Annotated in this window: 20 protein-coding genes; 14 read left to right on the forward strand and 6 right to left on the reverse strand. The window is 66.2% G+C overall.

The genetic code is table 11. The annotated features are described in order from the left end of the window. Positions 1–178: 178 nt before the first annotated feature. Entirely contained in the window at positions 179–1,357 is a 1,179-nt protein-coding gene (locus KF707C_RS14735; protein WP_003455920.1) for a porin, read from the reverse strand. A 252-nt stretch (positions 1,358–1,609) separates the two neighbouring features. Next, positions 1,610–4,012, reverse strand: coding sequence for a pyrroloquinoline quinone biosynthesis protein PqqF (gene pqqF, locus KF707C_RS14740; RefSeq protein ID WP_003455919.1), 2,403 nt, complete (start codon positions 4,010–4,012; stop codon positions 1,610–1,612). A 242-nt stretch (positions 4,013–4,254) separates the two neighbouring features. Here pqqF and KF707C_RS14745 point away from each other — a divergent pair, with 242 nt between their 5' ends. The 12 genes from KF707C_RS14745 (at position 4,255) to KF707C_RS14805 (ending at position 18,227) form a co-directional block, all read left to right on the forward strand. Further along, positions 4,255–4,578, forward strand: coding sequence for a hypothetical protein (locus KF707C_RS14745; protein ID WP_003455918.1), 324 nt, complete (start codon positions 4,255–4,257; stop codon positions 4,576–4,578). A gap of 394 nt (positions 4,579–4,972) precedes the next feature. Then, complete coding sequence (locus tag KF707C_RS14750) at positions 4,973–5,197, forward strand: hypothetical protein (protein ID WP_003455917.1); 225 nt, start codon at positions 4,973–4,975, stop codon at positions 5,195–5,197. Positions 5,198–5,366: 169 nt separating this feature from the next. Continuing rightward, positions 5,367–6,890 carry a sigma-54-dependent transcriptional regulator gene (locus KF707C_RS14755; protein WP_003455911.1) on the forward strand — a complete coding sequence of 508 codons (1,524 nt, stop codon included), beginning with the start codon at positions 5,367–5,369 and terminating at the stop codon, positions 6,888–6,890. 521 nt (positions 6,891–7,411) lie between these two features. Beyond that, positions 7,412–7,789 carry a glycine cleavage system protein GcvH gene (gcvH, locus tag KF707C_RS14760; protein ID WP_003455909.1) on the forward strand — a complete coding sequence of 126 codons (378 nt, stop codon included), beginning with the start codon at positions 7,412–7,414 and terminating at the stop codon, positions 7,787–7,789. A gap of 9 nt (positions 7,790–7,798) precedes the next feature. Beyond that, positions 7,799–10,663 carry an aminomethyl-transferring glycine dehydrogenase gene (gene gcvP / locus KF707C_RS14765; RefSeq protein WP_003455908.1) on the forward strand — a complete coding sequence of 955 codons (2,865 nt, stop codon included), beginning with the start codon at positions 7,799–7,801 and terminating at the stop codon, positions 10,661–10,663. Positions 10,664–10,849: 186 nt separating this feature from the next. After that, the gene (locus KF707C_RS14770; protein WP_003455907.1) at positions 10,850–12,226 is read left to right on the forward strand and encodes an L-serine ammonia-lyase; all 1,377 of its coding nucleotides are present in this window, start codon (positions 10,850–10,852) and stop codon (positions 12,224–12,226) included. A 77-nt stretch (positions 12,227–12,303) separates the two neighbouring features. Continuing rightward, positions 12,304–13,425, forward strand: a complete 1,122-nt coding sequence (gcvT, locus tag KF707C_RS14775) for a glycine cleavage system aminomethyltransferase GcvT (protein ID WP_003455906.1) — start codon at positions 12,304–12,306, stop codon at positions 13,423–13,425. 223 nt (positions 13,426–13,648) lie between these two features. Further along, complete coding sequence (locus KF707C_RS14780) at positions 13,649–14,203, forward strand: hypothetical protein (RefSeq protein WP_003455905.1); 555 nt, start codon at positions 13,649–13,651, stop codon at positions 14,201–14,203. Between the two features lie 359 nt (positions 14,204–14,562). After that, the gene (locus KF707C_RS14790) at positions 14,563–16,338 is read left to right on the forward strand and encodes a multicopper oxidase family protein (RefSeq protein ID WP_036993910.1); all 1,776 of its coding nucleotides are present in this window, start codon (positions 14,563–14,565) and stop codon (positions 16,336–16,338) included. Positions 16,339–16,355: 17 nt separating this feature from the next. After that, positions 16,356–16,991: an SCO family protein gene (locus KF707C_RS14795; protein ID WP_003455899.1), complete on the forward strand. Its 636-nt coding sequence runs from the start codon at positions 16,356–16,358 to the stop codon at positions 16,989–16,991. 107 nt (positions 16,992–17,098) lie between these two features. Beyond that, a complete protein-coding gene (locus KF707C_RS14800; protein WP_003455898.1) occupies positions 17,099–17,281 on the forward strand; it encodes a hypothetical protein in 183 nt (60 codons plus the stop codon). Positions 17,282–17,636: 355 nt separating this feature from the next. Next, complete coding sequence (locus KF707C_RS14805; protein ID WP_096368033.1) at positions 17,637–18,227, forward strand: hypothetical protein; 591 nt, start codon at positions 17,637–17,639, stop codon at positions 18,225–18,227. A gap of 290 nt (positions 18,228–18,517) precedes the next feature. On the opposite strand, the gene KF707C_RS14810 is transcribed toward KF707C_RS14805, so the two are convergent. The 4 genes from KF707C_RS14810 to KF707C_RS14825 form a co-directional block, all read right to left on the reverse strand. Then, positions 18,518–19,483, reverse strand: a complete 966-nt coding sequence (locus tag KF707C_RS14810) for a CobW family GTP-binding protein (RefSeq protein WP_003454575.1) — start codon at positions 19,481–19,483, stop codon at positions 18,518–18,520. 23 nt (positions 19,484–19,506) lie between these two features. Beyond that, entirely contained in the window at positions 19,507–21,243 is a 1,737-nt protein-coding gene (locus tag KF707C_RS14815; RefSeq protein ID WP_003454578.1) for an amidohydrolase, read from the reverse strand. A gap of 69 nt (positions 21,244–21,312) precedes the next feature. Continuing rightward, a complete protein-coding gene (locus KF707C_RS14820; RefSeq protein ID WP_003454580.1) occupies positions 21,313–22,704 on the reverse strand; it encodes a YjiH family protein in 1,392 nt (463 codons plus the stop codon). A gap of 94 nt (positions 22,705–22,798) precedes the next feature. Next, positions 22,799–23,539 (reverse strand): class II aldolase/adducin family protein, encoded by a 741-nt coding sequence (locus KF707C_RS14825; RefSeq protein WP_003454584.1) that lies wholly within the window; start codon positions 23,537–23,539, stop codon positions 22,799–22,801. A gap of 177 nt (positions 23,540–23,716) precedes the next feature. Between KF707C_RS14825 and KF707C_RS14830 the strand changes: the two genes are divergently transcribed. Both KF707C_RS14830 and KF707C_RS14835 read left to right on the forward strand, forming a co-directional pair. After that, a complete protein-coding gene (locus tag KF707C_RS14830) occupies positions 23,717–24,622 on the forward strand; it encodes a LysR substrate-binding domain-containing protein (RefSeq protein WP_003454585.1) in 906 nt (301 codons plus the stop codon). 356 nt (positions 24,623–24,978) lie between these two features. Next, positions 24,979–26,109, forward strand: a complete 1,131-nt coding sequence (locus KF707C_RS14835; protein WP_096368012.1) for an IS110 family RNA-guided transposase — start codon at positions 24,979–24,981, stop codon at positions 26,107–26,109. The last annotated feature ends 167 nt before the right edge of the window (positions 26,110–26,276 follow it).

Below are 26,276 nucleotides of genomic sequence, written 5' to 3' on the forward strand. Positions count from 1 at the left end.
GGGCCGGCGGTGCCCTATCCTCCTTGGGTAGCGGGACGCTTAGTCCGAAGGTAGGAGGCGGCTTTTCCCCTCTCCCCCTGGGAAAGGGGCCAGGGGTGAGGGAAGTTTCGCGCACACAAAAAAGGCGGGAGGACGACCGTCTCTCCCGCCAAAACCGGAGCAATCCTGGAAAAGCGGCTTACCAGCTCAGCACGGCCCCCACGGCGAAGGTGTCGGTGTCCTCGTTCTGGGCGCTGCCTTCATGGCCGTCGATCTCGAACTGGTTGTACTCGGCCACCAGCTTGAGGTTGTCGTTGATGTCGCGGAACAGGGCGATACCACGGGTTTCGTAATCGGCGCCGGTGTTCACCACGCCGTTGCCGTCGTCCTTGGTCTTGCCATAGGACAGGGCGAGGCGGTTCTTGCCGAAGCGGTAGGAGCCCTGCAGCAGGTAACCGTCGCTGTCCACTTCGCGCAGGGTCGGCTCGCCGGCGTTGTTGGTGAAGAAGGGGTTGATGCCCTTGGCCTGGAAGCCCGAACCGACGACGGTGAAGGCGCCCATCTTGGCCTGGACGCCGTAGCCCAGGCCCTTGGAGGTGACGCTGTCCACCGCCGGATCGGTGTTCTCGGAGGTCTGGTAGGCGCCGTTGACCCAGGAGTAGATCTGCGCGCCGCCCAGCTCGAATTCGTAGGTGACCTCGGTCTCGAAACGCGGGTTTTCCTGGTAGGCCTTGCCGGTCGGGCTGTCGTCGTTGGTGTCCACCGGGTCCATGATGCCCACGGCGGCGCGCAGGCCATCGGTCTTCACGCTGCGGTAGGTGATCTGTGAGGTGGGGAACGGATAGGGGTAGCCGCTGCCGATGTTGCCGAAGGACACGCCGCCGCCGTCCACCAGGCCGAGGGTGTCGCTGACCTGGCCGTAACCCGCCAGCAGTTCGTCCAGCAGGATGTTGGAGCGGGCGAAGAGGCCGAAGTCCTTGCCCACCAGCACTTCACCCCAGTCGCCGGTCACGGTGCCGTAGAACTGGCGGACGTCGATGGCGGTGGCGGTGCCATTGGTCTCGCTGTCGTTGATGGTGACCCAGAAGGACGAACGCGCGCCCAGTTGCAGGCCATCCACCTGCTTGCCCATGTTGAAGCCGATCCAGTTGGGCAGGAACCCCATCTTCACCCGGGATTGGCGGCGGTCGAATTGCTCGCCGTCGCGGTCGACGTCGCTGTTGACGTAGAAGGCGTTGACATACCCGTCGGTGGAGAAAGTGGTGTCGTCCTTGTCGTAGAGGACGATCTCGGCGGCGGCCTGCTGGCTGGCCAGGGCAACCGCCGCCGCGAGGGCGAGGCGGGACAAACGGGCTTGGGCGATCTTCTTGTTGTGCATGACGCTCTCCGCTGTGGGTGGACGACCGGCAGGTCAGTCGTGTCGGAGGCGATTATCGAAACGCCCGGATGCCGGCCATAGGCTGCATTGGCAGCGGTTCGGCGGTGCTTTGGCCGGGTCGTGCAAGCCGCGCCTGCAAGGCGTAGGACCGGACGCTGCCGAGGTCGTAATCCATGGGGCGCAGGCACCAAGGGACGATGCCGGTGGGCTCGTCCTTCGGAAGGAGTTGGCAGGGAGGTTTCGGAGCGGTCGTCAGGCGAAGGCGGGATCGCCGGCGTTGGCCAGCACGAGGCGGGAAGCGGGGTTGGCCAGGGTATCGAAGGCGTCCAGCAGCTCATCGATGATCGGCGACGAGAGTGCCTCGGCCACCGAATCGGCGTGGAAGGCCGGCAATCCGGCCAGGCGATCGTGCCACCCCTGGCGGGCGCGATCGACGAAGGTCCTGTCCTGCAACTGCCGGCGCAGCGACGCCTGGGCGCGCCCCAGGGCTTCGTCGTCGACGCGGGCCAGCACCGCGCGCTGCTGTGTCAGGAACGCCCGCAGGTGCCGGTCCAGCTCCGCCACCGTCGCCTTGGGCGATTGCACGGCGAAGAACAGCCCGCGATGGCCATCCAGCTGGCGGAAACCGCACGCCAGGGCATAACCCAGTTGCAGCTCGCCGCGCAGGCGTTGATGGAAGGCGGGCTCCAGCCAGGTGGCCAGGAGGCGCCAGGCGGCTTCGGCCCGCGCACTGGGCGTCTCCAGGGGATGGAAGGCCAGCAGCGCCGCCTCGCCGGGGATCTCGAGGTGGTTCCAGGCGCCCGGCGTCGAGGGCAAGGGGCCGGCGCGGGATTGGCGCAAGCCGGGTGGCGCCTGGTCGAGGCAGACCTCCCCTGCGCCCATCCCGTCCCAGGTCACGCCTGCCCAGAAACGCTCCAGCCCTTGCGGGTCCAGGATCGGAGCCGCCTCGATCGAGGGTCCGGGGCCAAGCTGCAATCGCTGCAGCAATTGCCGGATGGGCAGTTCGCCGGCCAGTCGACACCGGGCCTCCCGTTCCAGGCGGGGTCCTTCGGCCAGTGTCCGCGCCGGTGGCTGCCGAAGCGCTTCGAGCAGGTCGCGGGCCACCGGTCGCAGCACCGGGGCCGGTCCTTCGAGCGCCAGGCCCAAGCCGTCCCAACCGGATCGCAACTGTCCGTCGACCCCGGCGGCGGCGGCCTTGCGCAGGATGGGGCGCAGCGCGCGCTGGAGGCTCTGCTCCAGCCCGGCTGGAAGCTCCGGCGGATCCGTCCGCCAGCCCAGGAAGAGGACGCCCTGGCCCTCGGCTCCGGGCAGGCAGTCCAGGGGGACGAGGGGCGTGGTCGGCTGCACGGCGGGATCGAGATAGGGGTTGGCGCCCGGCAGTTGCCAGGGCGTACCCGGACGGCGCCTTATCCGTGGCGCCGTCAGGACGTCGAGGCACACCGGAAAACCCGCCGCCTCGACGGTGGTTCCCCGGCCATTCGCCTGGGTGTCGAGGCGGATCATCCGCTCCGGCCGGAGTTGCGCCAGAAGGCCGGCCAGCGACGTCCGTGCGGGAAGGCCCGGGTCCAATGCAGCATCCAGGGGCGCCAGGCGTTGGAGGCGCCACCGGCGTGCCCGGATCCAGTCATTCCAGGCGCCCGGCCAGGGGAAGCGGTCGCGCAGGACGTCCAGCCAGTCGAGCACCCGGTCGCAGAGCCGGTCGCCGTCGAGGTCGGCCGCGCCGTCGAATTCCATCAGCAGCAGGCCCTGCCGGGAGGCGGCATAGGGCAGGCGAACCCGGAGGTCATCGCACAGGCCCTCGGCGCCCAGGCGATCCAGCAGGCCACCCGGCGACTCGTCCTGCAGCAGGTCGTCGAGCAACCCGCTGGCCGCCTCCAGCTCCGGCAGTTCACCTTCGAGGGCGAAGGCCAGCAGTCGCCGACCGCCGCCCGCTGGAAGGCTCAGCCGCAGGTGATGGGCGCGCAATGGCAACAGGGGCGGCACCTGCACCGGAGGGCGATGAAATGCGGGCGGCAGGCACGAGGAGCGCCGGATCGCCAGCTCCCGCAACTCGCCAAGGGGACGGGACGCCGCCAGGGTCAGGGTCATGGAGGCGGGCTGGTAGTGGGTACGGTGGAAGGCGTGCAGGGCCGGCAGGAAGTCCGGGTGCTCCAGTGCCAGGCTCGCGGCATTCCCCGCGTGGAAGTCGCCCAGCGGGTGGCCGGGGGCCAGCGCGCTAGACAGGGCCGATTCGCAGAGCGTCTGCGGATCTCCCGCCCGAGCGCTGTACTCCGCCTGCAAGACCTCACGCTCGCGAACCAGGGCCTGCGGCTCCAGCAAGGGGGCGACCAGCATGTCCAGCAGGCGATCCAGGGCTTCATCCAGGCAGGCGGCAGGCACCTCGCAGAAGTAGCGCGTGTTTCGGGCGCGGGTCGTGGCATTCACCCGTCCCCCCAGGCGCTGGACGAAGGGAATCAAGCCATCGCCGGGTGCGAACCGGCGGCTGCCGAGAAACACCAGGTGTTCGAGGAAGTGGGCCATCCCGGGAAAGCTCGCCGGCTCGTCGTGGCTGCCCGCCGCGATGTCCACCACCACCGCGGCCAGGGCGGTGTCCGGGCTCTGCAGAAGGCGCGTGCGCAAGCCATTGTCCAGGTGGAGGTCCAGGATCTCGCTCACGGGGGTATCCGGAAAGATTTGAGTCCCCGTCAGCTTCAGGGGGGAACCAGGGTGAGGCAATGCTTCTTTCGGGCTAATCCTTTGGTTCCTCCGCCAGGTTCTCGGGCTATATGGTCAATTTCCTACATCTTTATCAGGCAATCACCTGTGCCATCCATGGACGTGACTCCATCGTCGGCCGTGTCATCTCAACACGATAATGGCAACCTGCCATCTGGACTGATGGCCCGACCGGAGCACCTATGGACGAGACGCCCCAAGAGATTCCCCAGAGCGAAATCGCCCTGCTGGCCAATATCCTGGCCCTGACCACGCGCAATATGACCGCCATCACCACATTGCTGGCCCAGGTGACCGCGCAGATGGCCAACTCCAGGGACGACACTCTGCAAAGCGCGTCCGTCGGCCTGCTGGACAGGATCACCGGCCTGGGCCATGACCTGGAGCTGCAATGGGACCTGATCCAGTCGCTGGATCGCTTCTGTCCGTTGCTCGCACGCACACCGCCCAAGCGGACCTCCCTGGTCACCGAAATCGACATCAGCCAACTGCCGCAGAGTCACTGAGAACTTGCATTCCTGCGCGCGATCCGCTAGGGTCGCCGCCGTTAGTACCAAGTTGTAAGTCAATCCGGCCTCCGATCCCTCGCCCGCACGGGCTTCACCAAAGGGACCCGGCCTCCCCCGAAGACTCGACGACAGCGCCATCGCAACCCGCGATGTCAGCAGGCTGTCATGAGCGCCCGGTAGATTGACCAGGACTGCAGACCAGGCCAGACCCTTGCCTGGAGCAGAACCTGGCATCCCAAGTACCAGCTGCCAGAGCCAGATTCCCGATTTGGGGAACCAAGCGCCGGCACCCTTGCTCCGATAAGGATCATCCGACCTGAGCCTGTTGCTCGGCGGATTCGGAGTCTATTACCTGGCGGCCGATTGGCCGCACCCTGAAGGAAGCAACACGATGACCATTCATCATCAAGCCCAAGCCGCAATCAGCACCCTGACCCGTGCTTTCGCGCCGTTCACCTGCCATATCACCGCCGCTCGCAACGGCAACTTCAGCTTCACCGTGGTCAACCAGTTCGGTGTCGCCCGTCATAGCGAGCGCCTGTACCCGGAGCACTATGGCGACGCAGACCTGCTGCAAACCGTGATCGACCGGACACAGAAGGCCCTGAAATGCTGAGTTCGCAGCCCGAGATGAAGAGCCCCGCACCCGCGGGGCTCTTTCGTTTCAGGGCCCTGGCCAGGCCCGACGGCACGACAACGACTCGGTAACGGGTGGCGACAAGCTGTTACCTCGGGGCGACAGACCGGGCATAATTCGCCGCTCCCCCCGGCAGCCCAGCGTTTCCATGCGAATCCACGTCACCTTCATCGACCGCGTCGGCATCACCCAGGAGGTCCTGGCGCTGCTTGGCAGCCGCAACCTCAACCTGGACGCGGTGGAAATGGTTCCGCCCAACGTCTACATCGATGCGCCCACCTTGAGCCCCGAAGTGCTGGAGGAGTTGCGCGGCGCCCTTCACGCCGTCCAGGGCGTGCAGGAAGTGACCGTGGTGGACATCCTTCCGGGACAGCGACGCCGCCTGCAACTGGATGCCCTGCTCGCCGCCATGAGCGACCCGGTGCTGGCGGTGGACGGTGCCGGGCGCATCCTGCTGGCCAATCCCGCGCTGATCGCCCTGCACGGTTCGGAACCCGAGGGCCTGCCGCTGGCGCAGTTGTTCGGTGATGACAGCCTGCACCGCGCCTTGCTGGAACAGGGCTTTCGCCTGCCGCTACGGGAAATCACCCTGAAGGGGCAGGCGTTGCTGCTGGACGCCGTGCCCATCACCGAAGGCGAGCAACTGGCCGGCGCCCTGCTCACCCTCTATCCGCCGAATCGCATCGGCGAACGCCTGTCCGCCCTGCACCACGACCACGCCGCCGAAGGTTTCGACGCGCTGCTGGGCGAGTCCGGCGCCATGGCCACCCTCAAGGCACGCGCCCAACGGGTGGCCGCCCTGGACGCGCCGCTGCTGATCCGGGGCGAGACCGGCACCGGCAAGGAACTGGTGGCCCGTGCCTGCCACGCCGCCAGTGATCGCCGCAACCAACCCTTCCTGGCACTGAACTGCGCGGCATTGCCGGAGAACCTCGCCGAAAGCGAACTCTTCGGCTATGCCCCCGGCGCCTTCACCGGCGCCCAGCGGGGCGGCAAGCCGGGCCTGCTGGAACTGGCCCACCAGGGAACGGTATTCCTCGACGAGATCGGCGAAATGTCGCCCTACCTCCAGGCCAAGCTGCTGCGCTTCCTCAGCGATGGCAGCTTCCGCCGCGTCGGTGGCGATCGCGAACTCAAGGTGAACGTGCGCATCCTCAGCGCCACCCACCGCGACCTGGAGAAGATGGTGAGCGAAGGCAGCTTCCGCGAGGACCTCTTCTACCGACTCAATGTGCTGAACCTGGAGGTGCCGCCCCTGCGCGAACGCGGCCAGGACATCCTGCTCCTGGCGCGTTTCTTCATGCAGCAGGCCTGCACCCAGATCCAGCGCCCCGCCTGCCGCCTCGCCCCCGGCACCTTCCAGGCCCTGCTGGGCAACCGCTGGCCTGGCAATGTGCGGCAACTGCAGAACGTCATCTTCCGCGCCGCCGCCATCTGCGAGAGCAGCCTGGTGGAGATCGGCGACCTGGATATCGCCGGCACCGCCGTGGCCCGCCAGAGCGATGGCGAAGTGGGCAGCCTGGAAGAAGCCGTGGAGAACTTCGAGCGCTCCCTGCTGGAGAAGCTCTTCGTCAGCTACCCCTCCACCCGGCAACTCGCGGCGCGCCTGCAAACCTCCCACACCGCCATCGCCCACCGGTTGCGCAAGTACGGGATCCCGGGAAAAAGCTGAGAAAAAACTTATGGTTTTGCCTGCAAGCCATTGAATAGAAAGAACTCAGCGCACGGATTCCGGGTAATCATTCCACCCTCCCGAAATCTGAAGCCGGGCGACATGGGCCCGCCCGGGGGCGTTCGGCGCGAGCGACCGGCTGTGCGACACGAAAAACAGCACAAGCAGAATGAAATAGTCATCCCAAGCTACTGATTCGATTGCATTTCAATCCGAGAGCCACAACCTGTGTATTGATATCGCTACATCGTAACGATATCGCTACAGCAGCGTGAAAGCTCCGCCGCAACCGGCTTTCCAGCCATATCCGTAAGGTCCGCCCTCTATCCTGTAGCGTTTTCATTACGCGTAATTTCGAGTCGTATCTCTGAAAAACGCTGCAAGCCCATGATTTACAGGGGTTTCAGCCTCCTGGCACCACCCTTGCTAAAGGGCCGGCGACAGTGCGCGGCAACGACCGCGCGCGGGGCTAAAGCGCCTGACGACAGAAACGGGCGCGTCAATCGAGTTGAGGACGAAAGATGAGCGAATTGCGTTATACCGCCGACCACGAATGGCTTCGCCTGGAAGCGGATGGCAGCGTCACCGTTGGCATCACCGAGTACGCACAGGACGCGCTGGGCGATGTGGTCTTCGTTCAACTGCCGGACGTACAGGGCTACGACCAGGGCGCGGAAGTCGCCGTGCTGGAGTCGGTGAAGGCCGCCAGCAACATCGTCATGCCCCTGGCTGGCGAGGTGCTGGAAATCAACGAAGCCTTGGTGGACAGCCCCGAACTGGTCAACGAAGACCCGCTGGGCAAGGGCTGGTTCTTCCGCATGCAGCCCGCCGACGCCGGCGCCCTGGAAGGCCTGCTGGACCGCGCAGCCTACGAAAACCTGCTGAAAGCCAACGGCTGAGGACACGCCATGAGCATCGAAACCCCGGCCCTCGCCACCACCAACGAATTCATCGCGCGTCATATCGGCCCGCGTGACGCCGATACCCAGGCCATGCTCGAGCTGCTCGGCTACGCCGACCTGGAAGGCCTGACCGCCAGCGTCATCCCCGACAGCATCAAGGGCACCAGCGTGCTCGACCTGCCGGCTGGCCAGGGCGAAGCCGAGGCCCTGGCCGCCATCAAGGCCATCGCCGGCAAGAACCAGCTGTTCAGGAACTACATCGGCCAGGGCTACTACCCCTGCCACACCCCCAGCCCGATCCTGCGCAACCTGCTGGAAAACCCGGCCTGGTACACCGCCTACACGCCCTACCAGCCGGAAATCTCCCAGGGCCGCCTGGAGGCCCTGCTGAACTTCCAGACCCTGGTCAGCGACCTCACCGGCCTGCCGGTGGCCAACGCCTCCCTGCTGGACGAAGGCACCGCCGCCGCCGAAGCCATGACCTTCTGCAAGCGCCTGTCGAAGAACAAGGGCAGCAACGCCTTCTTCGCCTCCCGCCACTGCCACCCGCAGACCCTCGATGTGCTGATCACCCGCGCCGAGCCTCTGGGCATCGAAGTGGTGATCGGTGACGAGCGCGAGATCACCGACGCCGCCGCCTACTTCGGCGCCCTGCTGCAGTACCCGGCAGCCGATGGCGATGTGTTCGACTACCGCGAGCTGGTGGAGCGCTTCCACGCCGCCAACGCCCTGGTAGCCGTGGCCGCCGACCTGCTGGCGCTGACCCTGCTCACCCCGCCCGGCGAGTTCGGCGCCGACGTGGCCCTGGGCAGCGCCCAGCGCTTCGGCGTGCCGCTGGGCTTCGGTGGCCCCCATGCCGCCTACTTCGCCACCCGCGACAGCTTCAAGCGCGACATGCCCGGCCGCCTGGTCGGCGTCTCCATCGACCGCCACGGCAAGCCGGCCCTGCGCCTGGCCATGCAGACCCGCGAGCAGCACATCCGCCGCGAGAAGGCCACCAGCAATATCTGCACCGCCCAGGTGCTGCTGGCCAACATCGCCAGCATGTACGCCGTCTACCACGGCCCGAAGGGCCTGACCCGCATCGCCCAGCGAGTGCACCAGCTCACCGCGATCCTGGCCGAGGGCCTGGGCAAGCTGGGTCTCGCCGTCCAGCAGCAGCACTTCTTCGACACCCTGACGCTCGCCACCGGCGACAAGACCGCCGCACTGCACGCCAAGGCACGCTCCCTGCGCATCAACCTGCGCCAGATCGACGACCAGCGCCTGGGCCTGTCCCTGGACGAAACCACCACCCGGGCCGACGTCGAGCAGCTCTGGGCGCTGTTCGCCGACGGCCAGGCCCTGCCGGACTTCGCCGCCCTGGCCGCCGGTGTCTCCAGCCGCCTGCCGACCGCGCTGCTGCGCCAGAGCGCCATCCTCGAGCACCCGGTGTTCAACCGTTACCACTCGGAAACCGAGCTGATGCGCTACCTGCGCAAGCTCGCCGACAAGGACCTGGCGCTGGACCGCAGCATGATCCCGCTGGGCTCCTGCACCATGAAGCTGAACGCCGCCAGCGAAATGATCCCGATCACCTGGGCCGAGTTCGGCGCCCTGCACCCCTTCGCGCCCGCCGAGCAGTCCCAGGGCTACCTGGAACTGACCCGCGAGCTGGAAAGCATGCTCTGCAAGGCCACCGGCTACGACGCCGTGTCCCTCCAGCCCAACGCCGGCTCCCAGGGCGAGTACGCGGGCCTGCTGGCCATCCGCGCCTACCACCAGAGTCGTGGTGAGGACCAGCGCGACATCTGCCTGATCCCGCAATCGGCCCACGGCACCAACCCGGCCACCGCCAGCATGGTCGGCATGCGCGTGGTGGTGACCGCCTGCGACGCCCGCGGCAACGTGGACATCGCCGACCTCAAGGCCAAGGCCGAGGAGCACAAGGACCGCCTCGCCGCGCTGATGATCACCTACCCGTCCACCCACGGCGTGTTCGAGGAAGGCATCCGCGAAATCTGCGAGATCATCCATGCCAATGGCGGCCAGGTGTACATCGACGGCGCCAACATGAACGCCATGGTCGGCCTCTGCGCCCCGGGCCAGTTCGGCGGCGACGTGTCCCACCTGAACCTGCACAAGACCTTCTGCATCCCCCACGGCGGCGGCGGCCCGGGCGTCGGCCCGATCGGCGTGAAGGCGCACCTGGCGCCCTTCCTGCCCGGCCATGCGCAGATGGAACGCAAGACCGGCGCGGTCAGCGCCGCGCCCTTCGGCAGCGCCAGCATCCTGCCCATCACCTGGATGTACATCCGCATGATGGGCGGCGACGGCCTGCGCCGCGCGACCCAGATGGCGATCCTCAACGCCAACTACATCGCCCGTCGCCTGGAAGAGCATTACCCGGTGCTCTACACCGGCGGCAACGGCCTTGTGGCCCACGAGTGCATCCTCGACCTGCGCCCGCTCAAGGACAGCAGCGGCATCAGCGTCGACGACGTGGCCAAGCGCCTGATCGACTACGGCTTCCACGCCCCGACCATGAGCTTCCCGGTGCCCGGCACGCTGATGATCGAGCCGACCGAAAGCGAGTCGAAGGAAGAACTGGACCGCTTCTGCGATGCCATGATCCGCATCCGCGAGGAAATCCGTGCGGTGGAAAGCGGCGAACTGGACAAGGACGACAACCCGCTGAAGAACGCCCCGCACACCGCAGCCGAGCTGGTGGGCGAGTGGAACCACCGCTACAGCCGCGAACTGGCCGTGTACCCCACCGCCAGCCTGGTGGACGGCAAGTACTGGCCGCCGGTGGGCCGCGTGGACAACGTCTACGGCGACCGCAACCTGGTCTGCGCCTGCCCGCCCATCGAGGCCTACCAGGACGCCTGACGGCCATCCTCCGTAGGAGCCAGCTTGCTGGCGATGCGCTCTGCCGGAGCCATTCGCAAGCACGCTCGCTCCTACGGTGGCCGGACAGAAGACAAGAAGCACGACGGTCGGGCCGCACGGCCTCGACCGTCACGCTGTCTACGCTGACTAATAAGAATGAGCCGAGCGCGAGCTCAGGAGCGCGACATGTCCCTCAGTGTCTTCGACCTGTTCAAGATCGGCATTGGCCCCTCCAGCTCCCATACCGTGGGCCCGATGCGTGCCGCAGCGCGCTTCGTCGAGGGCCTGCGCCGGGAAAACCTGCTGGATGACACGGTCAGCCTCAAGGTGGAGCTCTACGGCTCCCTGGGCGCCACCGGCAAGGGCCACGGCAGCGACAAGGCCGTGCTGCTCGGGCTGGAAGGCGAACAACCGGATACCGTTGACACCGAAAGCGTCGACGAACGCCTGAAGGCCATCCGCGAAGCGGGTGAACTGCGCCTCGGCGGCGACCGTCCGATCCACTTCGTGGAGAAGGAACACCTGGCGCTGATCCGCAAGCCGCTGCCCTACCACCCCAACGGCATGATCTTCCGCGCCTTCGACGACGCCGGCATCCAGATCCGTTCCCGCGAGTACTACTCCGTGGGTGGCGGGTTCGTGGTGGACGAGGAAGCCGCCGGCCTGGACCGGATCGTCGAGGACCGCACGCCGCTGCCCTACCCCTTCAAGACCGCCCGCGACCTGCTCGCCCACTGCGCCACCAGCGGCCTCGCCATCAGCGACCTGATGCGCGAGAACGAAAAGGTCTGGCGCAGCCCGGAGGACACCAGCGCCGGCCTGATGAAGATCTGGAAAGTGATGCAGGACTGCGTGAAGGCCGGTTGCCGCAAGGAAGGCATCATGCCCGGCGGGCTCAAGGTCAAGCGCCGCGCCGCCGCACTCTACCGCCAGCTCAGCGAAAGCCCGGAAGCCGCCCTGCGCGACAGCCTCAGCGTGCTCGACTGGGTCAACCTCTACGCCCTGGCGGTGAACGAGGAAAACGCCACCGGCGGCCGGGTGGTCACCGCACCCACCAACGGCGCGGCCGGCATAGTCCCGGCGGTACTGCACTACTACACGCGCTTCGTGCCCGGCGCCAATGACGACGGTGTCGAGCGCTTCCTGCTCACCGCCGCCGCCATCGGCATCCTCTACAAGGAGAACGCCTCCATCTCCGGCGCCGAAGTGGGCTGCCAGGGCGAGGTGGGCGTGGCCTGCTCCATGGCCGCCGGCGCGCTGTGCGAAGTCATGGGCGGCACCCCGCAGCAGGTGGAGAACGCCGCCGAAATCGGCATGGAGCACAACCTCGGACTGACCTGCGACCCGGTCGGCGGTCTGGTCCAGGTGCCCTGCATCGAGCGCAACGCCATGGGCTCGGTGAAGGCCATCAACGCCGCCCGCATGGCCCTGCGCGGCGACGGCCAGCACTTCATCTCCCTGGACAAGGTGATCCGCACCATGCGCCAGACCGGAGCCGACATGAAGAGCAAGTACAAGGAAACCGCTCGCGGCGGACTCGCCGTGAACATCATCGAATGCTGATTGACCTTATGTAGGGTGCGCCGCGCGCACCACAGACGTTCATCGGTGCGCATGGCGCACCCTACTGGAGATTCCGCGTGACTACTGAAACCCTCGCCAAGACCCCGCTGCACGCCCTGCACCTCGAACTCGGCGCCCGCATGGTGCCCTTCGCCGGCTACGACATGCCGGTGCAGTACCCGCTCGGCGTGCTCAAGGAGCACCTGCACACCCGCGAGCAGGCCGGCCTGTTCGACGTCTCCCACATGGGCCAGATCATCCTCCGGGGCGAGCATGCCGCCCGCGCCCTGGAAACCCTGGTGCCGGTGGACATCCTCGACCTGCCGGTGGGCACCCAGCGCTACGCCCTGTTCACCGATGATAACGGCGGCATCCTCGACGACCTGATGGTGGCCAATGCCGGCGATCACCTGGTGCTGGTGGTCAACGCCGCCTGCAAGGACCAGGACCTGGCCCACCTGCAGACGCACATCGGCGACCAGTGCGAGATCGAGTCGCTGTTCGAGAGCCGCGCCCTGCTCGCGCTCCAGGGTCCGGCCGCCGCAGAGGTGCTGGGGCGCCTGGCGCCTGAAGTGAAGAACATGACCTTCATGCAGTTCGGCAGCGTGCGCCTGGAAGGCGCCGAGTGCTACGTCAGCCGCTCCGGCTATACCGGTGAAGACGGCTACGAGATTTCCGTGCCCGTGGCCCAGGCCGAAGCCCTGGCCCGCGCCCTGCTGGCCCAGCCGGAAGTCCAGCCCATCGGCCTTGGCGCCCGCGACTCGCTGCGCCTGGAGGCCGGCCTGTGCCTCTATGGCCATGACATGAGCCAGTCCACCACCCCGATCCAGGCCAGCCTCGGCTGGGCGATCTCCAAGGCCCGTCGCGTCGACGGCGTGCGCGCCGGCAACTTCCCTGGCGCCGGACAGGTGTTCGCCCAGCAACGCGACGGCGTTGCCGAGAAACGCGTCGGCCTGCTGCCCCAGGAGCGCGTGCCGGTGCGCGAAGGCGCCGAGATCGTCGATGCCGAGGGTGCCGTGATCGGCCGTGTCACCAGTGGCGGTTTCGGCCCCAGCCTGGGTGCCCCGGTCGCCATGGGTTACCTGGCCAGCGCCCATGCCGCCCTGGACACCGAGGTCTGGGCCCTGGTGCGCGGCAAGCGCGTGGCGATGAAAGTCGCCAAGACCCCCTTCGTGCCACAGCGCTACTACCGCGGCTGATCCGAGTCCCTCGACTGCCCCGCCCAGGCGGGGCCTTGAAGGGTGACCCCCAAGGGGCTTCACCCTTTTTCTTGGGTTCGCCCTCTCGAAGCGTTCGAGGAAAACCATGTAAGGCATTGAGCTTGAATGGTTTCGCTCCATCGCCAAACCGACACACTCCCGTCATCAGCCGGTCACGTACCCCAGGCAGATTCTCTGCTCCACATCCTGGGGAGGACCTCCGATGAACCACAAGAAAAGCCTGATCAAGCCCCTTTCCGCCGCCCTGCTGCTGGCCTTGCTCGGCGGCTGCAGCCTGCAGGCGCCGACGCCGTCCAAGCTCGTCGCCCTGGACAACGAAGACTGGTACCAGGTACGGACCGAGAAAGAGCTCTTCGTTTTCGACGACTACGCCACCTACCGCGAGTTCCTGAAATCCGGTCAGGCCCCCGTCAAGCAGGCACTGGAGCGACAGGACGGCTTCGGCCGCAACATCGTCCTGGTGCTCAAGGCCGCCGATCAGGGCAAGGCACAGAACGCCCTGTCGGCCAAGCGTTTCCTCGATATCAGCCTGCCGCCCGCCGAGCCCTTCTACGGTGAACTGCGCGATGAAGAAGGCGTCATCTACGTCTTCAGCCGCTACGGCGACATGATGGACATGTATCGCATCGGCGAGCCCACCTTCAGCTACGTCGACATCGGCGGTGGTCCTGAAGGTCAGCGCGTCGTCTACGTCCTGGGCAAGGAAGAACCGAAGCCCGAGAAACAGATCGCGCTGTTCCGCACCAAGTACCAGTGACCTCCTCCGGGGAGATGGCCGGCACCCCGTGCTGCCGGCTGCTCCCGCACCTCGCAAACCGCTCTACCGCCCGCCCTTCGATCTTCACCGCCCGTCTTTTTGCAAAATCTGCAACATTCGCCGCCATGCCTAGTGCCAGAAGCCACTGGCCACCATGGAACGGCAAATTCTTGGCATTTCGCCATTTGAATATCCCAAGTGAAAGGTCTTTAGTCGGCTTATTGGCGCTTAGGTCGCGCGAGCAGTTTCAACTGGCGGCCTGCACCTTCGTGCGAACGGATGGGGACAACGAGTCCTGGAGCATTGCATCCAGGGCAGGCCGTGCGCGCGAGTTCGCTGAGGGGAGGTGGAGTACACCCATGAAAAACAGATCATCCAGGGCAGAAAACAAGAAAGCGAAAGACAAACCGATCAATGAGGACCGGAGGGACTTTCTCAAGCTGTCGGCGCTGGCCGCAGCCACTCCAGCCCTGCTCAGGTCGCCGCAAGCGGCCGCCGCGGCCCCCATCCTCCCGCCAAGCCCGGCCACCAGCCCCTGGGTGATGGAACTGCCCAAGCAGATAGTGCCGGCAGCCAACGTCCCCTACCTCACCCCCGCGCCCACCGAGCTGGCCAACGTGGCCGGTGGCGAAGCCGGGCGCGGGCGCCATCAGCACTGGGCCAGGTTCCGCCCGGGCGCCGAGTACTACGAACTGAGGGCGAAGGAGGTCAACTGGGTGTTCAACCCGGCCTATCCGTCCCAGAAAATCTGGAGCTACCGTGCCGCGAACACCCCGTCCAACGAGTTCAGCGCCACGGTGATGGCCCACTACGGCACCCCGACGTTGTGTCGTATCTACAACGACCTGCCGGCCAACCACACCGGGTTCGGCACTCCGGAAATCTCTACGCACCTGCACAACCTGCACTGCGGCTCGGAGAGCGACGGATTCCCCGGGGACTACTACAGCGCCACCAAGGCGGGCCCCAGCCTCACCGCTCCGGGCAAGTTCAAGGACCACCTCTACCCCAATGCCTACGCGGGGTTCGACACACCGCCCAACAGCACGGGCGATTATCGCGAAGCCCTGGGCACGCTCTTCTACCATGACCACACTCTGGACTTCACCGCCCCCAACCTCTATCGCGGGCTGGCCGGTTTCTACCTGCTCTACGACCACCTGGACTCCGGCAACGAGGCCGATCCCACGCCGGGCGCCCTGCGCCTGCCCAGCCATCCCTACGACTACCCCCTGATGTTCGCCGACCGGCTGTTCGACGCTTCGGGGCGGCTCTACTACGACCAGGTGAACCCGGAGGGCGTGCTGGGCGACAAGATCCTGGTCAACGGCCTGATCGAACCGGTGCTGAAGGTGGCCGCAAGGCGCTACCGGTTCCGCCTGCTGAACGCCGGGCCAAGCCGCTTCTACGACTTCGCCCTGGTCAACCCCAACAACGTCAAGCAGAAGTTCACCTACATCGGCAACGACGGCAACCTGCTGCCCAATCCCCTGCTCAACATGCAGAACATCACACTGGGCGTCGCCGAGCGGGCGGATATCGTGGTGGATTTCTCCAAGTACCTGGTGGGCACCACCCTTTACCTGGTCAATCGCATGCGCCAGGAGGAAACCCGACGGCCCAAGGACATTAAGGAGCCCGGTGTCCGCGTGCTGAAGATCGTGGTGGACCGCTGGCCCAGCGCCCAGGACCTCAGCCAGGTGCCAGCCAACCTGCGCCCCCTGCCCCCCATTGATCCGGCGGAACTGGCCGCCGCGCCGGTACGCCGCTTCGTCTTCGAACGCCGGCAGAACATGTGGGCGATCAACGGGCAGTTCGTGAACCTCAGTTCGCCGCGCTTCGTCGTGCCCAAGGGGCGTGGGGAGATCTGGGAGTTGATGAATATCGACAACGGCTGGTCCCACCCCATCCATATCCATCTGGAGGAAGGCCGCATCCTCTCGCGATCACGTGATGGCCAGCAGTTGCCTATCCCCCCATACGAACGGGGACGAAAGGACGTCTACACCATCCACGAGAACGAGACCATCCGGATCTTCATCCGCTTCAGGGACTACGCCGGCAAGTACGTCATGCACTGCCACAACCTGATCCACGAAGACCACGCGATGATGCTGCGCTTCGACGTCCAGTAGCCCGGGAGGAATCGACCATGAACACTCGAAGAAACCTCATCGGCGGTCTCGGCGCTGGCGTGCTCGGGCTGATGGCCCTGGGCGCCCTGGGTGGCAGCCGGGAAACCCGACCGGGGCGGCCCGGTACCCGCAACCTGCCCAATACGCCCCTGTTCAACCAGCAGGGGCGCCGGTTCGCCTTCTACGACGACCTGGTGCGCGGCAAGGTGGTGGCCCTGAACATGATGTACACCAACTGCGGAAACAGCTGCCCCACCTCCATCGCCAACCTGCGCAAGGTGCAGCGGATGCTGGGAGACCGGCTGGGGCGGGACGTCTTCATGTACTCGCTGACGCTGCAGCCGGAACTGGACCAGCCAAGGCACCTCCAGGAATACATCGATCGCTACCGGATCGGGCCCAACTGGGACTTCTTCACCGGCGACCCCCAGGACATGCTGGAACTGCGCTATGCCCTGGGCTTCTACGATGTCGACCCGCAGGTGGATGCCAACCAGCTCAGCCACACCGGGATGGTGCGCGTGGGCAACGAGCCCATCGACCGCTGGACCATGGTGCCGTCACTGACGGATCCCGAGCACATCCTCTTCACCATCAACCACGTCGACCCGAACATGGAGCACACGGGCCCGTCGCACCCGCAAACAGCCTGAATCCGCGGGCCTCCGGAATGCTCCCCGGAGGCCCGGGGCCCGCCCATGGTGTATGATGCGCGCCTCCGGCCCGACCACGGGCCAAGCCCGAAACGAGCGGAACCACCATGACCAGCCAAGACCTCGACCAGGCCGACGCCCAGAACCAGGAAAGCCCTGCAGCCGAAGCCCCCGTGGCCAAGCCGAAGAAGCCGAACATTCCCTGGCACCAGACCCTGAAGGGCCACGACCGTGGCCAGCGCATGCACCCCGCCCCTCGCGGCTCCCGCCGCTCCATGGGCAAACGCTGAGCGACGGCCCAAGCGCCCTCGCCTCGCCGGGCCTTGCGCCCGGCTCATTCCCCGCCCCAACGCCCAGCTCCCGCCCCTTCGAACCCTTTCTCGACGGTTCCTCGCGGAATCATTGCAGCAGCCTATCAGCCCTATATATCGATGCTATCGATTATAAATATCCACGCAAAAGCCTCTTGAGCGAAGCGCGATAATGATCAGATTTTATTTATAAGACATTGTTTTATATGGATTAAAACAACTATCACCGACATCGATGGCAACCATCAGCGAGGATCACTTCTTCATCGAAATCTCATCGGTAACATGGGCCCCGTAGACGAATTCCAACCCCTTCCTCACCGAGGTGCCCGTCATGAAAAAGCAAATCCTTGCCAGCCTGTTCATCGCCAGCCTGTCCGCCACTGCTTTCGCCCTGCCCCAGGGCACCGTCGCTGAAGGTGGTTCCGACCGCACCTCGATCCACCGCGTAGCCGAAGGCGGCTCCGACCGTACCAAAGGCTTCGATATCGCCGAAGGTGGTTCCGACCGCACCAAGGGCTTCGATGTTGCCGAAGGTGGCTCCGACCGCACCAAGGGCTTCGATGTCGCTGAAGGCGGCTCCGATCGCACCAAGGGCTTCGATGTCGCTGAAGGTGGTTCCGACCGCACCAAGGGCTTCGATGTCGCCGAAGGTGGCTCCGACCGCACCAAGGGCTTCGATGTCGCTGAAGGCGGCTCCGATCGCACCAAGGGCTTCGATGTCGCCGAAGGTGGCTCCGACCGCACCAAGGGCTTCGATGTCGCTGAAGGCGGCTCCGATCGCACCAAGGGCTTCGATGTCGCTGAAGGTGGTTCCGACCGCACCAAGGGCTTCGATGTCGCCGAAGGTGGTTCCGACCGCACCAAGGGCTTCGATGTCGCTGAAGGTGGCTCCGACCGCGTAGGCGCCAACCGCATCAGCTGATTCCGCAACCGTTCAGAGGCAGGCAATCACGATGTATGCACCCCTCGAAAGGCAGAAGGCGCCCCCTGTGGCGCCTTCTGCTTTTTTGTAGGAGCGAGCTCGCTCGCGAAGCAGTCCGCGCTATTCGCCGACAAGCCGGCTCCTACGACATCAGCCCCGCACAGGCTCGCGAAATAGTCCGCACCCTTCGCCGGCAAGCCGGCTCCTACGACACCAGGCCCCGCACACGCTCGCGAAGCAGTCCGCGCCCTTCGCCGACAAGCCGGCTCCTGCGATGCCAATCAGCCCTGTCAGGCCACGCACGCCTCGAATCGCGCCTGCAGGTCGGCCGGGTCCAGGGCGCCTCGGCGCCCGATCAGGATGAGCCGGGTGCCGGGTTCACGTCCCGCCCAGCCCTGCTCCGGCAGGATCTCGCTGCGGGCACCTACCAGGTGCAGCACGCAGCGCTTGTCTGGCACTTCGGCGATCCGGCACACGCCCTTGGCGCGGTAGATCTCCGTCGGCAGGCTGGCCAGGGCCTGGCGCAGCGCCTTGAGGGACAGCGGCCGGTCGCAGGCGAAGCTCCAGGTATCGAACAGGGCCGAGTGATCCTGCGGTCGAGAGTCCCCCAGCAGCGGCGCCGCCGTAGCCGGGGTAAAGCTCCAGGCACTGCGGAAGCGACCCACGCCCAGCACCAGTTCCAGCGGCACGTCGCCGTAGCGGCTTTCCAGCACCCGGGCGCGGGGGTAGAGCCAGCGGGCCTTGAGTGCCGCCACCTGTTCGGCGGACACCCGGTCGAGCTTGTTCAGCACGATGATGTCGGCCACGTCCAGTTGCTCCATGGCCAGCTGCGCCATCTCGCCCTGCAGGTCGCCGTACTGCTCGGCATCCACCACCGTGATGATGCTGTCGATGGACAGGTCCTGGCGGAACTGCGGATAGCGCAGGGTGTTGGCGATCTTGCTCGGGTTGGAAACACCGCTGGCCTCGATGACGATGTACTCGGGGCGGTTCTGGCGATCATCCAGCAGGCGCGCGAGCTGCTCGATCAGGTCGCTTTCCACCGTGCAGCAGATGCAGCCATTGGCCAGGCTCACCGTGGTCTGGGTCTGGCTGACGATCAGGTCGCTGTCGATGTTGATCGCGCCGAAGTCGTTCACCATCACCGCCATGCGCAGCCCGTGATCGCTGTTGAGGATGCGGTTGAGCAAGGTGGTCTTGCCGGCGCCGAGGAATCCCGACACCAGGGTGACCGGAATGGGAGCCTGTCTGGTCATGGTCCTGCCTCCGTGGGATGGGTTCAGAAGTTCGGCAGCTCGCCGCGCCAGGTAGCGGCGTGGCGGCTGTCGTCGAACTCGCCGTGGCGATCCCAGGTCACCTCGCCCTCAAGGAGGGTCAGCTGCACCTGGGTGTTGTGGATGTTGCCCTTGGGCGACACCTCGAACAGGTTGCGGTCCAGCACGATCAGGTCGGCGGACTTGCCCACCTGGATGGAGCCGGCCTTGTCGTCGATGCCCATGCACCAGGCGCCGTTGAGGGTCATCACGCGGATCGCCTGCTCGAGGGAGATCGGCTCGCCATAGAAGCGACCGGCTTCCTCGCCGAAGGGGTTCTCGCGGGTGACCATGGCCTCGAAGCCGATCCAGGGGTTGATGCTGGACACCGGCCAGTCGGTGCCCATCACCGCGACGCCGCCCTGCTCCAGCACGCCCTTGAAGTTGTAGGCGCGCTGCATGCGATCCTCGCCGAACACCGCGCGGGCATAGGCGAAGGACGAGGGGAACCAGCCCACCGGGGAGAACTCGGCGGTGACCTTGAGCTCGGCGAAGCGCGGCAGGTTGGCGTCCAGCAAGGTGGTGCTGTGGGCGCATTGGTGGCGCACGCCGCTGTCGCCGTTGCGCCGGCGGGCCTCGGCCACCGCGTCGAGGAACAGGTCCGAGGCGCCATCCCCGGTGCAGTGGGCGATGACCCGGATGCCCTTGCGGTCCATGTCCACCACCATGTCGGTGATGTGTTCCGGGGTCAGGTTGAGGTGGCCGCGCCAGCTGCTGTCCCCTGGCCAGGCGCTGGACAGGTAGGACGAACGGGATTCATGGGTGCCGTCGAAATGGAACTTCACCGCGTTGGCGTTGAGGCGGGCGCTGCGGTAGTAGTGGCGTTCGCCGGCCAGCAACTCCCAGCGGCGCTTCACCGGGAAGATGTCGTCCTGCCAGCTGATGGCGGCTTCCACCCGCACCGACAGCTCGCCGGCCTGGTCGATGGACTTCAGCGCATTCAGGCGGTGCTCGCAGACGTGCACGTACTTGGTGCCGACTACGCCGTGGCCGCTCTGGAACCAGACGCCTTCGCGGTAGGCACGCTTGAGCGCGTGCTGCGGCGTCGGCGGCATGGCCGCGTGGACCATGGCGTAGGCGCCGTCCACCAGGATGCCGGTGGGTTCACCCGTGACGCTGTCGCGCTCGATATAGCCGTGGCGCGGGTCCGGGGTGTCGCGGTCGATGCCGGCCAGTTCCAGGGCCCTGGAGTTGACCATCATGCAGCCCCAGGAACGGTCGAGGATGGCCACCGGGCGGTCCGGCAGGACGCTGTCCAGCCAGTCGCGGTCGGCCACCAGGCCCGCCTGCTTGAAGGTGTAGCGGACGAAGTACTGGCCGTAGACCCAGCCATCGCCGGGGTGGGCGGCGGCGTAGTCCAGGATGGCCTGGCGCACCTGCGCCGGGGTCGGGTCCTCCACGCCCACTTCCAGGTACCCGGCATAGCCGGGCGCCAGCTTCAGGTCCGGGTGGGTGTGCATGTCGTAGATCCCGGGCATGACGAAACGGCCCTTGAGGTCACGGACCTCGGTACGCGGGCCGATCAGGTCATCCATCTCGGCGTTGCTGCCCACCGCGATGAAATGCCCCCCGCGAATGGCCACCGCCTCGGCCCAGGGCTTGGCCTCGTCGACGGTGTAGATGCGGCCGTTGGTGAGCACCAGGTCGGCGGCGCCCAGGGCGCCCGGAATGTTCGACGAGCGATAGTCGGTGTGTTTGTCCATGGCAGTGAAATCCACAAGCAATGCATGTTGTTGTCGGGCCGGGGCGTGGGAGACGCCCCGGCCGGAGGCTCAACCCACGATCAGGTGGGCGAGCAGCGCGAGGATGGGCAGGGACACCAGGACCCGGACCACATAGATCATCAGCAGGTCGCGCAGGCGCAGGCCGATGTTGGCGCGCAGCAGCAGGATGGCCGCCTCGGTGAAGAAGATGATCTGGTTCACCGCCACGCCCACCATCACGAAGCGGGTCACCTCGCTCTCGATGCTGGCCCCGAGGATCGACGGCATGATGCTATCCACCATGCCAGCCAGCAGCGCGGGAGCGGCCTTGTCGGCTTCCGGCAGCTGCAGCAGCTCCATGTAGGGCACCAGCGGCATCGAGAGGTACTTGAACAGCGGCGTGAACTCCACCAGGGACAGGCCCAGGCAGCCGATCACCATCATCGCCGGGTACACGGAGATGGCGATGTCCATGCTCACATGCAGGCCATGCTTGAGCTGGGTGAAGGGCGACGGCGCGGTGTCGGCGCGCTCCACGGCGCGGCGCAGACCCAGTGCCACGAGGCCCTCGCCTTCGCGGCGGTCGGTCTTCAGCTGCTTGCCGACGAGCGGATCGTAGCTGTTCGGCTTGCCCCGGAGCGGCGGCAGCTTGGGCACGATCAGCGCACAGAGCACGCCGGTAACGGCCACCGAGAGGTACCAGGGCACGAAGACGTGCTCCATGCCGATCAGCTTCAGCAGCAGGTAGGAATAGGCGATCGACACGATGGAGAAGTTCGTGGCGATCACGCAGGCCTCGCGGCTGGAGTAGAAGCCCTGGCGGTACTGCTGGGTGGTGAGGATGATGCCCACGCTGGACGCCGCCAGCCAGGACGCCATGCAGTCCACCGCGGCCCGGCCCGGCAGGCCGAACAGCTTCTCGAAGACACGGCTGACCAGGGTGCCGACGAACTCCATCAGGCCGTAGTCGGTGAGCAGCGGCAGCAGCACGGCCGACAGCAGGTAGATGGCCAGCACCACCGGCCCCACGTCATAGAGCATCACGCCGCCGGTGTTGCGGTGCCAGATCCACTCCGGCCCGACCTTCCAGTAGGTCATCACCATGAGCACCGCACCCACGGCGCGCACCAGGGTCCAGCCCAGGCCCGGATTGAACAGTTGCACGAAGCGGTTCGGATTCTTCTTCAGCGCGCTGAAGCTGACGATGACGGTGAGCAGGCTGGGAAGGGTGGCGACGCCTACGGTGACCGGCACCATCATCGGCTTGACCACATCGTTGATGTAGTCGATCAGGTAGGCGATGAGGATGTTGCTCTTGCCGTTGATATCGAAGGGGACGAGGAACAGCAGCACGCCGATCAGCGACGGAATCAGGAAGCGCAGCAGTTGCGTGGCGCTGTACTGGCTCAGGGGGTTGCCGGGCTGACGCATCACCGCTCCGGAATCGGGTTGTTCTTGCATGGGGCATACCTTCTTGTAGTTGTAGTGGTTCTCGCTCCGGCCGCTCGCGGCTGGCCGGTTCGCACCAGGGCATCAAGCGTTTCCGTTGCGGGCGTCAGCCCCTGAACGACGGGTCCAGGCGATCCAGCCGGCGCAGCTCCGCCTTCCAGACCAGGTCCACGCTTTCCAGGTGATAGCGCTCGTCGTTCAACTGGCGCGCGGTGAACTCGCAGGCATCGTGGCCTGGGACGATCAGCGTGCGGCCGGCCTTCATGGCTTCCAGCTGGATCTCGCAGGCCTGGTTCAGGTAGTACATGAGGAAGTAGGCCTCGGCGACGCTGCGGCCCGTGGTCAGGAGGCCGTGGTTGCGCAGGATCATGGCCTTGCTGTCGCCCAGGGCGGCGACGATGCGCCCACGGACTTCCAGGTCCAGCGGCACGCCCTCGTAGTCGTAGTAGGCGATGCGGTCGTAGAAGGTCATGTTGGTCTGGTTGAGGGGCAGCAGGCCCTCCTCCAGCGCCGCCACGGCCATGCCGGCCAGGGTGTGGGTGTGCATCACGCAGACCGCGTCGTGCCGGTTCATGTGGATGGCGCTGTGGATGGTGAAACCGGCCGGGTTCACCTCCGGAAAGCGGTCATCCAGCTTCCTGCCGTTGACGTCGATGGGCACCAGGTTGGACGCGGTCACCTCTTCCGGGCGCAGGCCGTACTCGTTGATCAGGAAGGCCGGCTCGTCAGAGGGCAGGCGCACCGAGATATGGGTGAAGACCTGGTCGCTCCAGCCGTTCAGGGCCAGCAGCCGGTAGGCCGCCGCCAGGTCGGTTCGAAGGGTCTGTTCCGATTGTTCTTGCTTCATCAGGGAATCCGCCGTAGTGGGACAACGCGGGTGATGCCGGCCACTTCCCTGTACGGACGCTCCCTCCTGTCGCGCCGCCGCCCTCATTCACCCTCGAGCCGCAGGTTAGGCCCCTTGCCGGGGGGGCGAATATCGATTTATCTTGCAGATCTTCATTCCAATTCGTCATGAACTCCTATGCGCCGACAGCTTCCCAGCATGATCTCCCTCTGCTGCTTCGCCGCGTTCGCCCGGCACATGAGCGTGACCCGCGCGGCCGAGGAGCTGAACCTCACCCAGAGCGCCGTCAGCCGGCAGATCAAGAACCTGGAGGAGATGCTGGGCTGCACCCTGGTGGAGAAGGTCCGCCAGCGCCTGCTGCTCACCGACGAAGGCCGCGAGTACGTGCAGGAAGTCAGCCTGCTGCTGGACCAACTGGAAGCCGCCACCCTGCGGGTACGCAGCAGCCATTCGGGGCGCTTGCGGGTCGGCGCCGAGCCCTCCTTCACCACCCGCTGGCTGTTGCCGCGCCTGAAGGAATACGCGCGCCTCAACCCGGAGGTGGAACTGGCGATCATGAACGACCTGCGCCGGCTCTATGACCAGCACGAGGGCTACGACGTGGGCATTCTCTATGGCGATGGCGACTGGCCGGCGTTCGACGCGCGCTTTCTCATGGCCGGCGAAATGGTCGCCGTGTGCACGCCGGACCTGCTGGAGCGCTTCGGCCCCATCGTCGAGCGACGGGACATCCTGCGCTATCCGCTCCTGCACCACAGCTCGCTGACCAGCCTGACCAAGTCCTCAACCCAGCTCTGGCTGCAGGCGGCCGGACTCAGCTCCCGCGAGATCGAAGCCCTGCCCGGCCAGCGCCTGGAGCATTTCCAGTTCGTCCTCGACGCCGCCCTGCATGGCTTGGGCGTCACGGTGCTGCCGGCCTTCTTCGTCGCTCGGGAAGTGGCGGACGGCCGCCTGGTGATCGCCAGCCAGGAGCCGCTCATCAGCGGCAGTTACTACGTGGTGGTGCCGCGCGAAAACCGCGACCCCAAGCTTCAGCGCTTCGCCGACTGGCTCCTGCAATGGGCCGAACCCAAGCCGGCATGACGCCGGGCCCGCGCCATCCCGCGAACAGTTCCACACTCTTCGCCGGCAAGCCGGCTCCTACAAAGCCACACTCCGCGCCAAGCGCGCGTAGGAGCGGGCTCGCCCGCGAACAACTCCACACCCTCCGCCGGCAAGCCGGCTCCTACAAAGCCACACCCCGCGCCAAGCGCGCGTAGGAGCGGGCTCGCCCGCGAACAGCTCCACACCCTTCGCCGGCAAGCCGGCTCCTACAAAGCCACACCCCGCGCCAAACCCGCGTAGACATCATGGATTGACCTGCCCCACCTCGAAAGCGCGGGTTATGTTTTCGGGGTGGAAACACCTCCAACACAGAGCCGCATCGAGGGGGACAGGTCATGAACGAGTTTAACCAGGTCTATGTAGGTTTGGACGTTCACCAGGCGACGATTGCTGTCGCGGTGGCACGGCCGGGGCGCGGTGAGCCGGACTATCACGGCACCATCGAGAACCGCGACAGCGCGCTGCGCAAACTGCTCAAGCAGCTGAGCCGGCAGGGCGAGGCGTTGAGCTTCTGCTACGAGGCCGGCCCCTGCGGCTACGGCCTTTACCGTGAGCTGACAGCGCTGGGCCATGGTTGCGTGGTGGTGGCGCCCTCGCTGATTCCGCGCAAGGCGGGCGAGCGGTTGAAAACCGACCGTCGGGACGCCCTGATGTTGGCGCGCCTGCATCGGGCGGGCGAGCTGACGGCGGTGTGGGTGCCGGATCAGGAGCAGGAAGCGATCCGCGACTTGACGCGCGCCCGGGAGGACATGAAGTCCCTGGAACTGAAGTGCCGGCAACGCCTGGGCGCGTTCTTGCTGCGTCATGGGCACGTCTATGCCGGTAAAAGTCGCTGGACCCAGGCCCATTTCCACTGGTTGGCGAGCGTGAAACTTGACTCGCCGGTGCAGCAGATCGTCCTGCAGGAGTACCTCGACACCGTTAAATCGATGCAACGGCGGGTGGCCGATCTGGAAGCGCAAATGCACGAAGCGCTGGCCGGCTGGTCGCTGGGTACGGTGGCGCAAGCCCTGATGGCGTTGCGCGGGGTGAGCCTGATCACGGCGATGACGGTGTTGGCGGAGTTGGGCGACCTCAGTCGCTTCGACTCGCCGCGCGAGCTGATGGCCTACCTGGGACTGGTTCCCAGCGAGCACTCCAGCGGTGGCTCACGCCGCCAGGGCCGCATTACCCGCACGGGCAATGGCCATGTCCGGCGGGTGCTGGTGGAAGCGGGGTGGAACTACCGTTTCCCGGCACGCAAGACACGCGTCATCGAGGCGCGCGCGGCGAAAACCTCGGCGGTGGTTCAGGCCATCGCCTGGCACGCGCAGATGCGCTTGTGCGGTCGTTATCGAGCGCTGCTGGCGGCGGGCAAGCTCAAGCAGCAGGTCACCACCGCCATCGCCCGGGAGCTGGCGGGATTCATCTGGGCCATCGCCTGCGCGGTGGCGGGCAAGGCACACGGTAGTAAGGCCGTGGCATGAACCCGCAGCAGTGGCTTCGGTTCAGGGGGTGGAGGGCCGGTGAGGAGAACCCCTGGCGCTCCTATGTGGCGTCCTCTGCGAGGAGGACAGACCCACGACCGTAGAGAAGGGCAGCTCCGCGACGAAGTGAAGTCAGGTCGGTAACCAACCCACGTATATCAGAGTGA

It is taken from the genome of Pseudomonas furukawaii, from assembly GCF_002355475.1.
GTDB lineage: Bacteria > Pseudomonadota > Gammaproteobacteria > Pseudomonadales > Pseudomonadaceae > Metapseudomonas > Metapseudomonas furukawaii.

Bases quoted from the DNA above. Each gene is read 5' to 3' on its own strand.
- KF707C_RS14755 (WP_003455911.1), top strand. From the start codon at position 5,367: ATGCGAATCCACGTCACCTTCATCGACCGCGTCGGCATCACCCAGGAG.
- KF707C_RS14825 (WP_003454584.1), bottom strand. From the start codon at position 23,539: ATGAAGCAAGAACAATCGGAACAGACCCTTCGAACCGACCTGGCGGCG.
- KF707C_RS14735 (WP_003455920.1), bottom strand. From the start codon at position 1,357: ATGCACAACAAGAAGATCGCCCAAGCCCGTTTGTCCCGCCTCGCCCTC.
- KF707C_RS14770 (WP_003455907.1), top strand. From the start codon at position 10,850: ATGTCCCTCAGTGTCTTCGACCTGTTCAAGATCGGCATTGGCCCCTCC.
- KF707C_RS14835 (WP_096368012.1), top strand. From the start codon at position 24,979: ATGAACGAGTTTAACCAGGTCTATGTAGGTTTGGACGTTCACCAGGCG.
- KF707C_RS14795 (WP_003455899.1), top strand. From the start codon at position 16,356: ATGAACACTCGAAGAAACCTCATCGGCGGTCTCGGCGCTGGCGTGCTC.
- gcvH (WP_003455909.1), top strand. From the start codon at position 7,412: ATGAGCGAATTGCGTTATACCGCCGACCACGAATGGCTTCGCCTGGAA.
- KF707C_RS14750 (WP_003455917.1), top strand. From the start codon at position 4,973: ATGACCATTCATCATCAAGCCCAAGCCGCAATCAGCACCCTGACCCGT.
- KF707C_RS14790 (WP_036993910.1), top strand. From the start codon at position 14,563: ATGAAAAACAGATCATCCAGGGCAGAAAACAAGAAAGCGAAAGACAAA.
- gcvP (WP_003455908.1), top strand. From the start codon at position 7,799: ATGAGCATCGAAACCCCGGCCCTCGCCACCACCAACGAATTCATCGCG.
- KF707C_RS14745 (WP_003455918.1), top strand. From the start codon at position 4,255: ATGGACGAGACGCCCCAAGAGATTCCCCAGAGCGAAATCGCCCTGCTG.
- KF707C_RS14820 (WP_003454580.1), bottom strand. From the start codon at position 22,704: ATGCAAGAACAACCCGATTCCGGAGCGGTGATGCGTCAGCCCGGCAAC.
- KF707C_RS14830 (WP_003454585.1), top strand. From the start codon at position 23,717: ATGCGCCGACAGCTTCCCAGCATGATCTCCCTCTGCTGCTTCGCCGCG.
- KF707C_RS14780 (WP_003455905.1), top strand. From the start codon at position 13,649: ATGAACCACAAGAAAAGCCTGATCAAGCCCCTTTCCGCCGCCCTGCTG.
- KF707C_RS14810 (WP_003454575.1), bottom strand. From the start codon at position 19,483: ATGACCAGACAGGCTCCCATTCCGGTCACCCTGGTGTCGGGATTCCTC.
- KF707C_RS14800 (WP_003455898.1), top strand. From the start codon at position 17,099: ATGACCAGCCAAGACCTCGACCAGGCCGACGCCCAGAACCAGGAAAGC.
- KF707C_RS14815 (WP_003454578.1), bottom strand. From the start codon at position 21,243: ATGGACAAACACACCGACTATCGCTCGTCGAACATTCCGGGCGCCCTG.
- KF707C_RS14805 (WP_096368033.1), top strand. From the start codon at position 17,637: ATGAAAAAGCAAATCCTTGCCAGCCTGTTCATCGCCAGCCTGTCCGCC.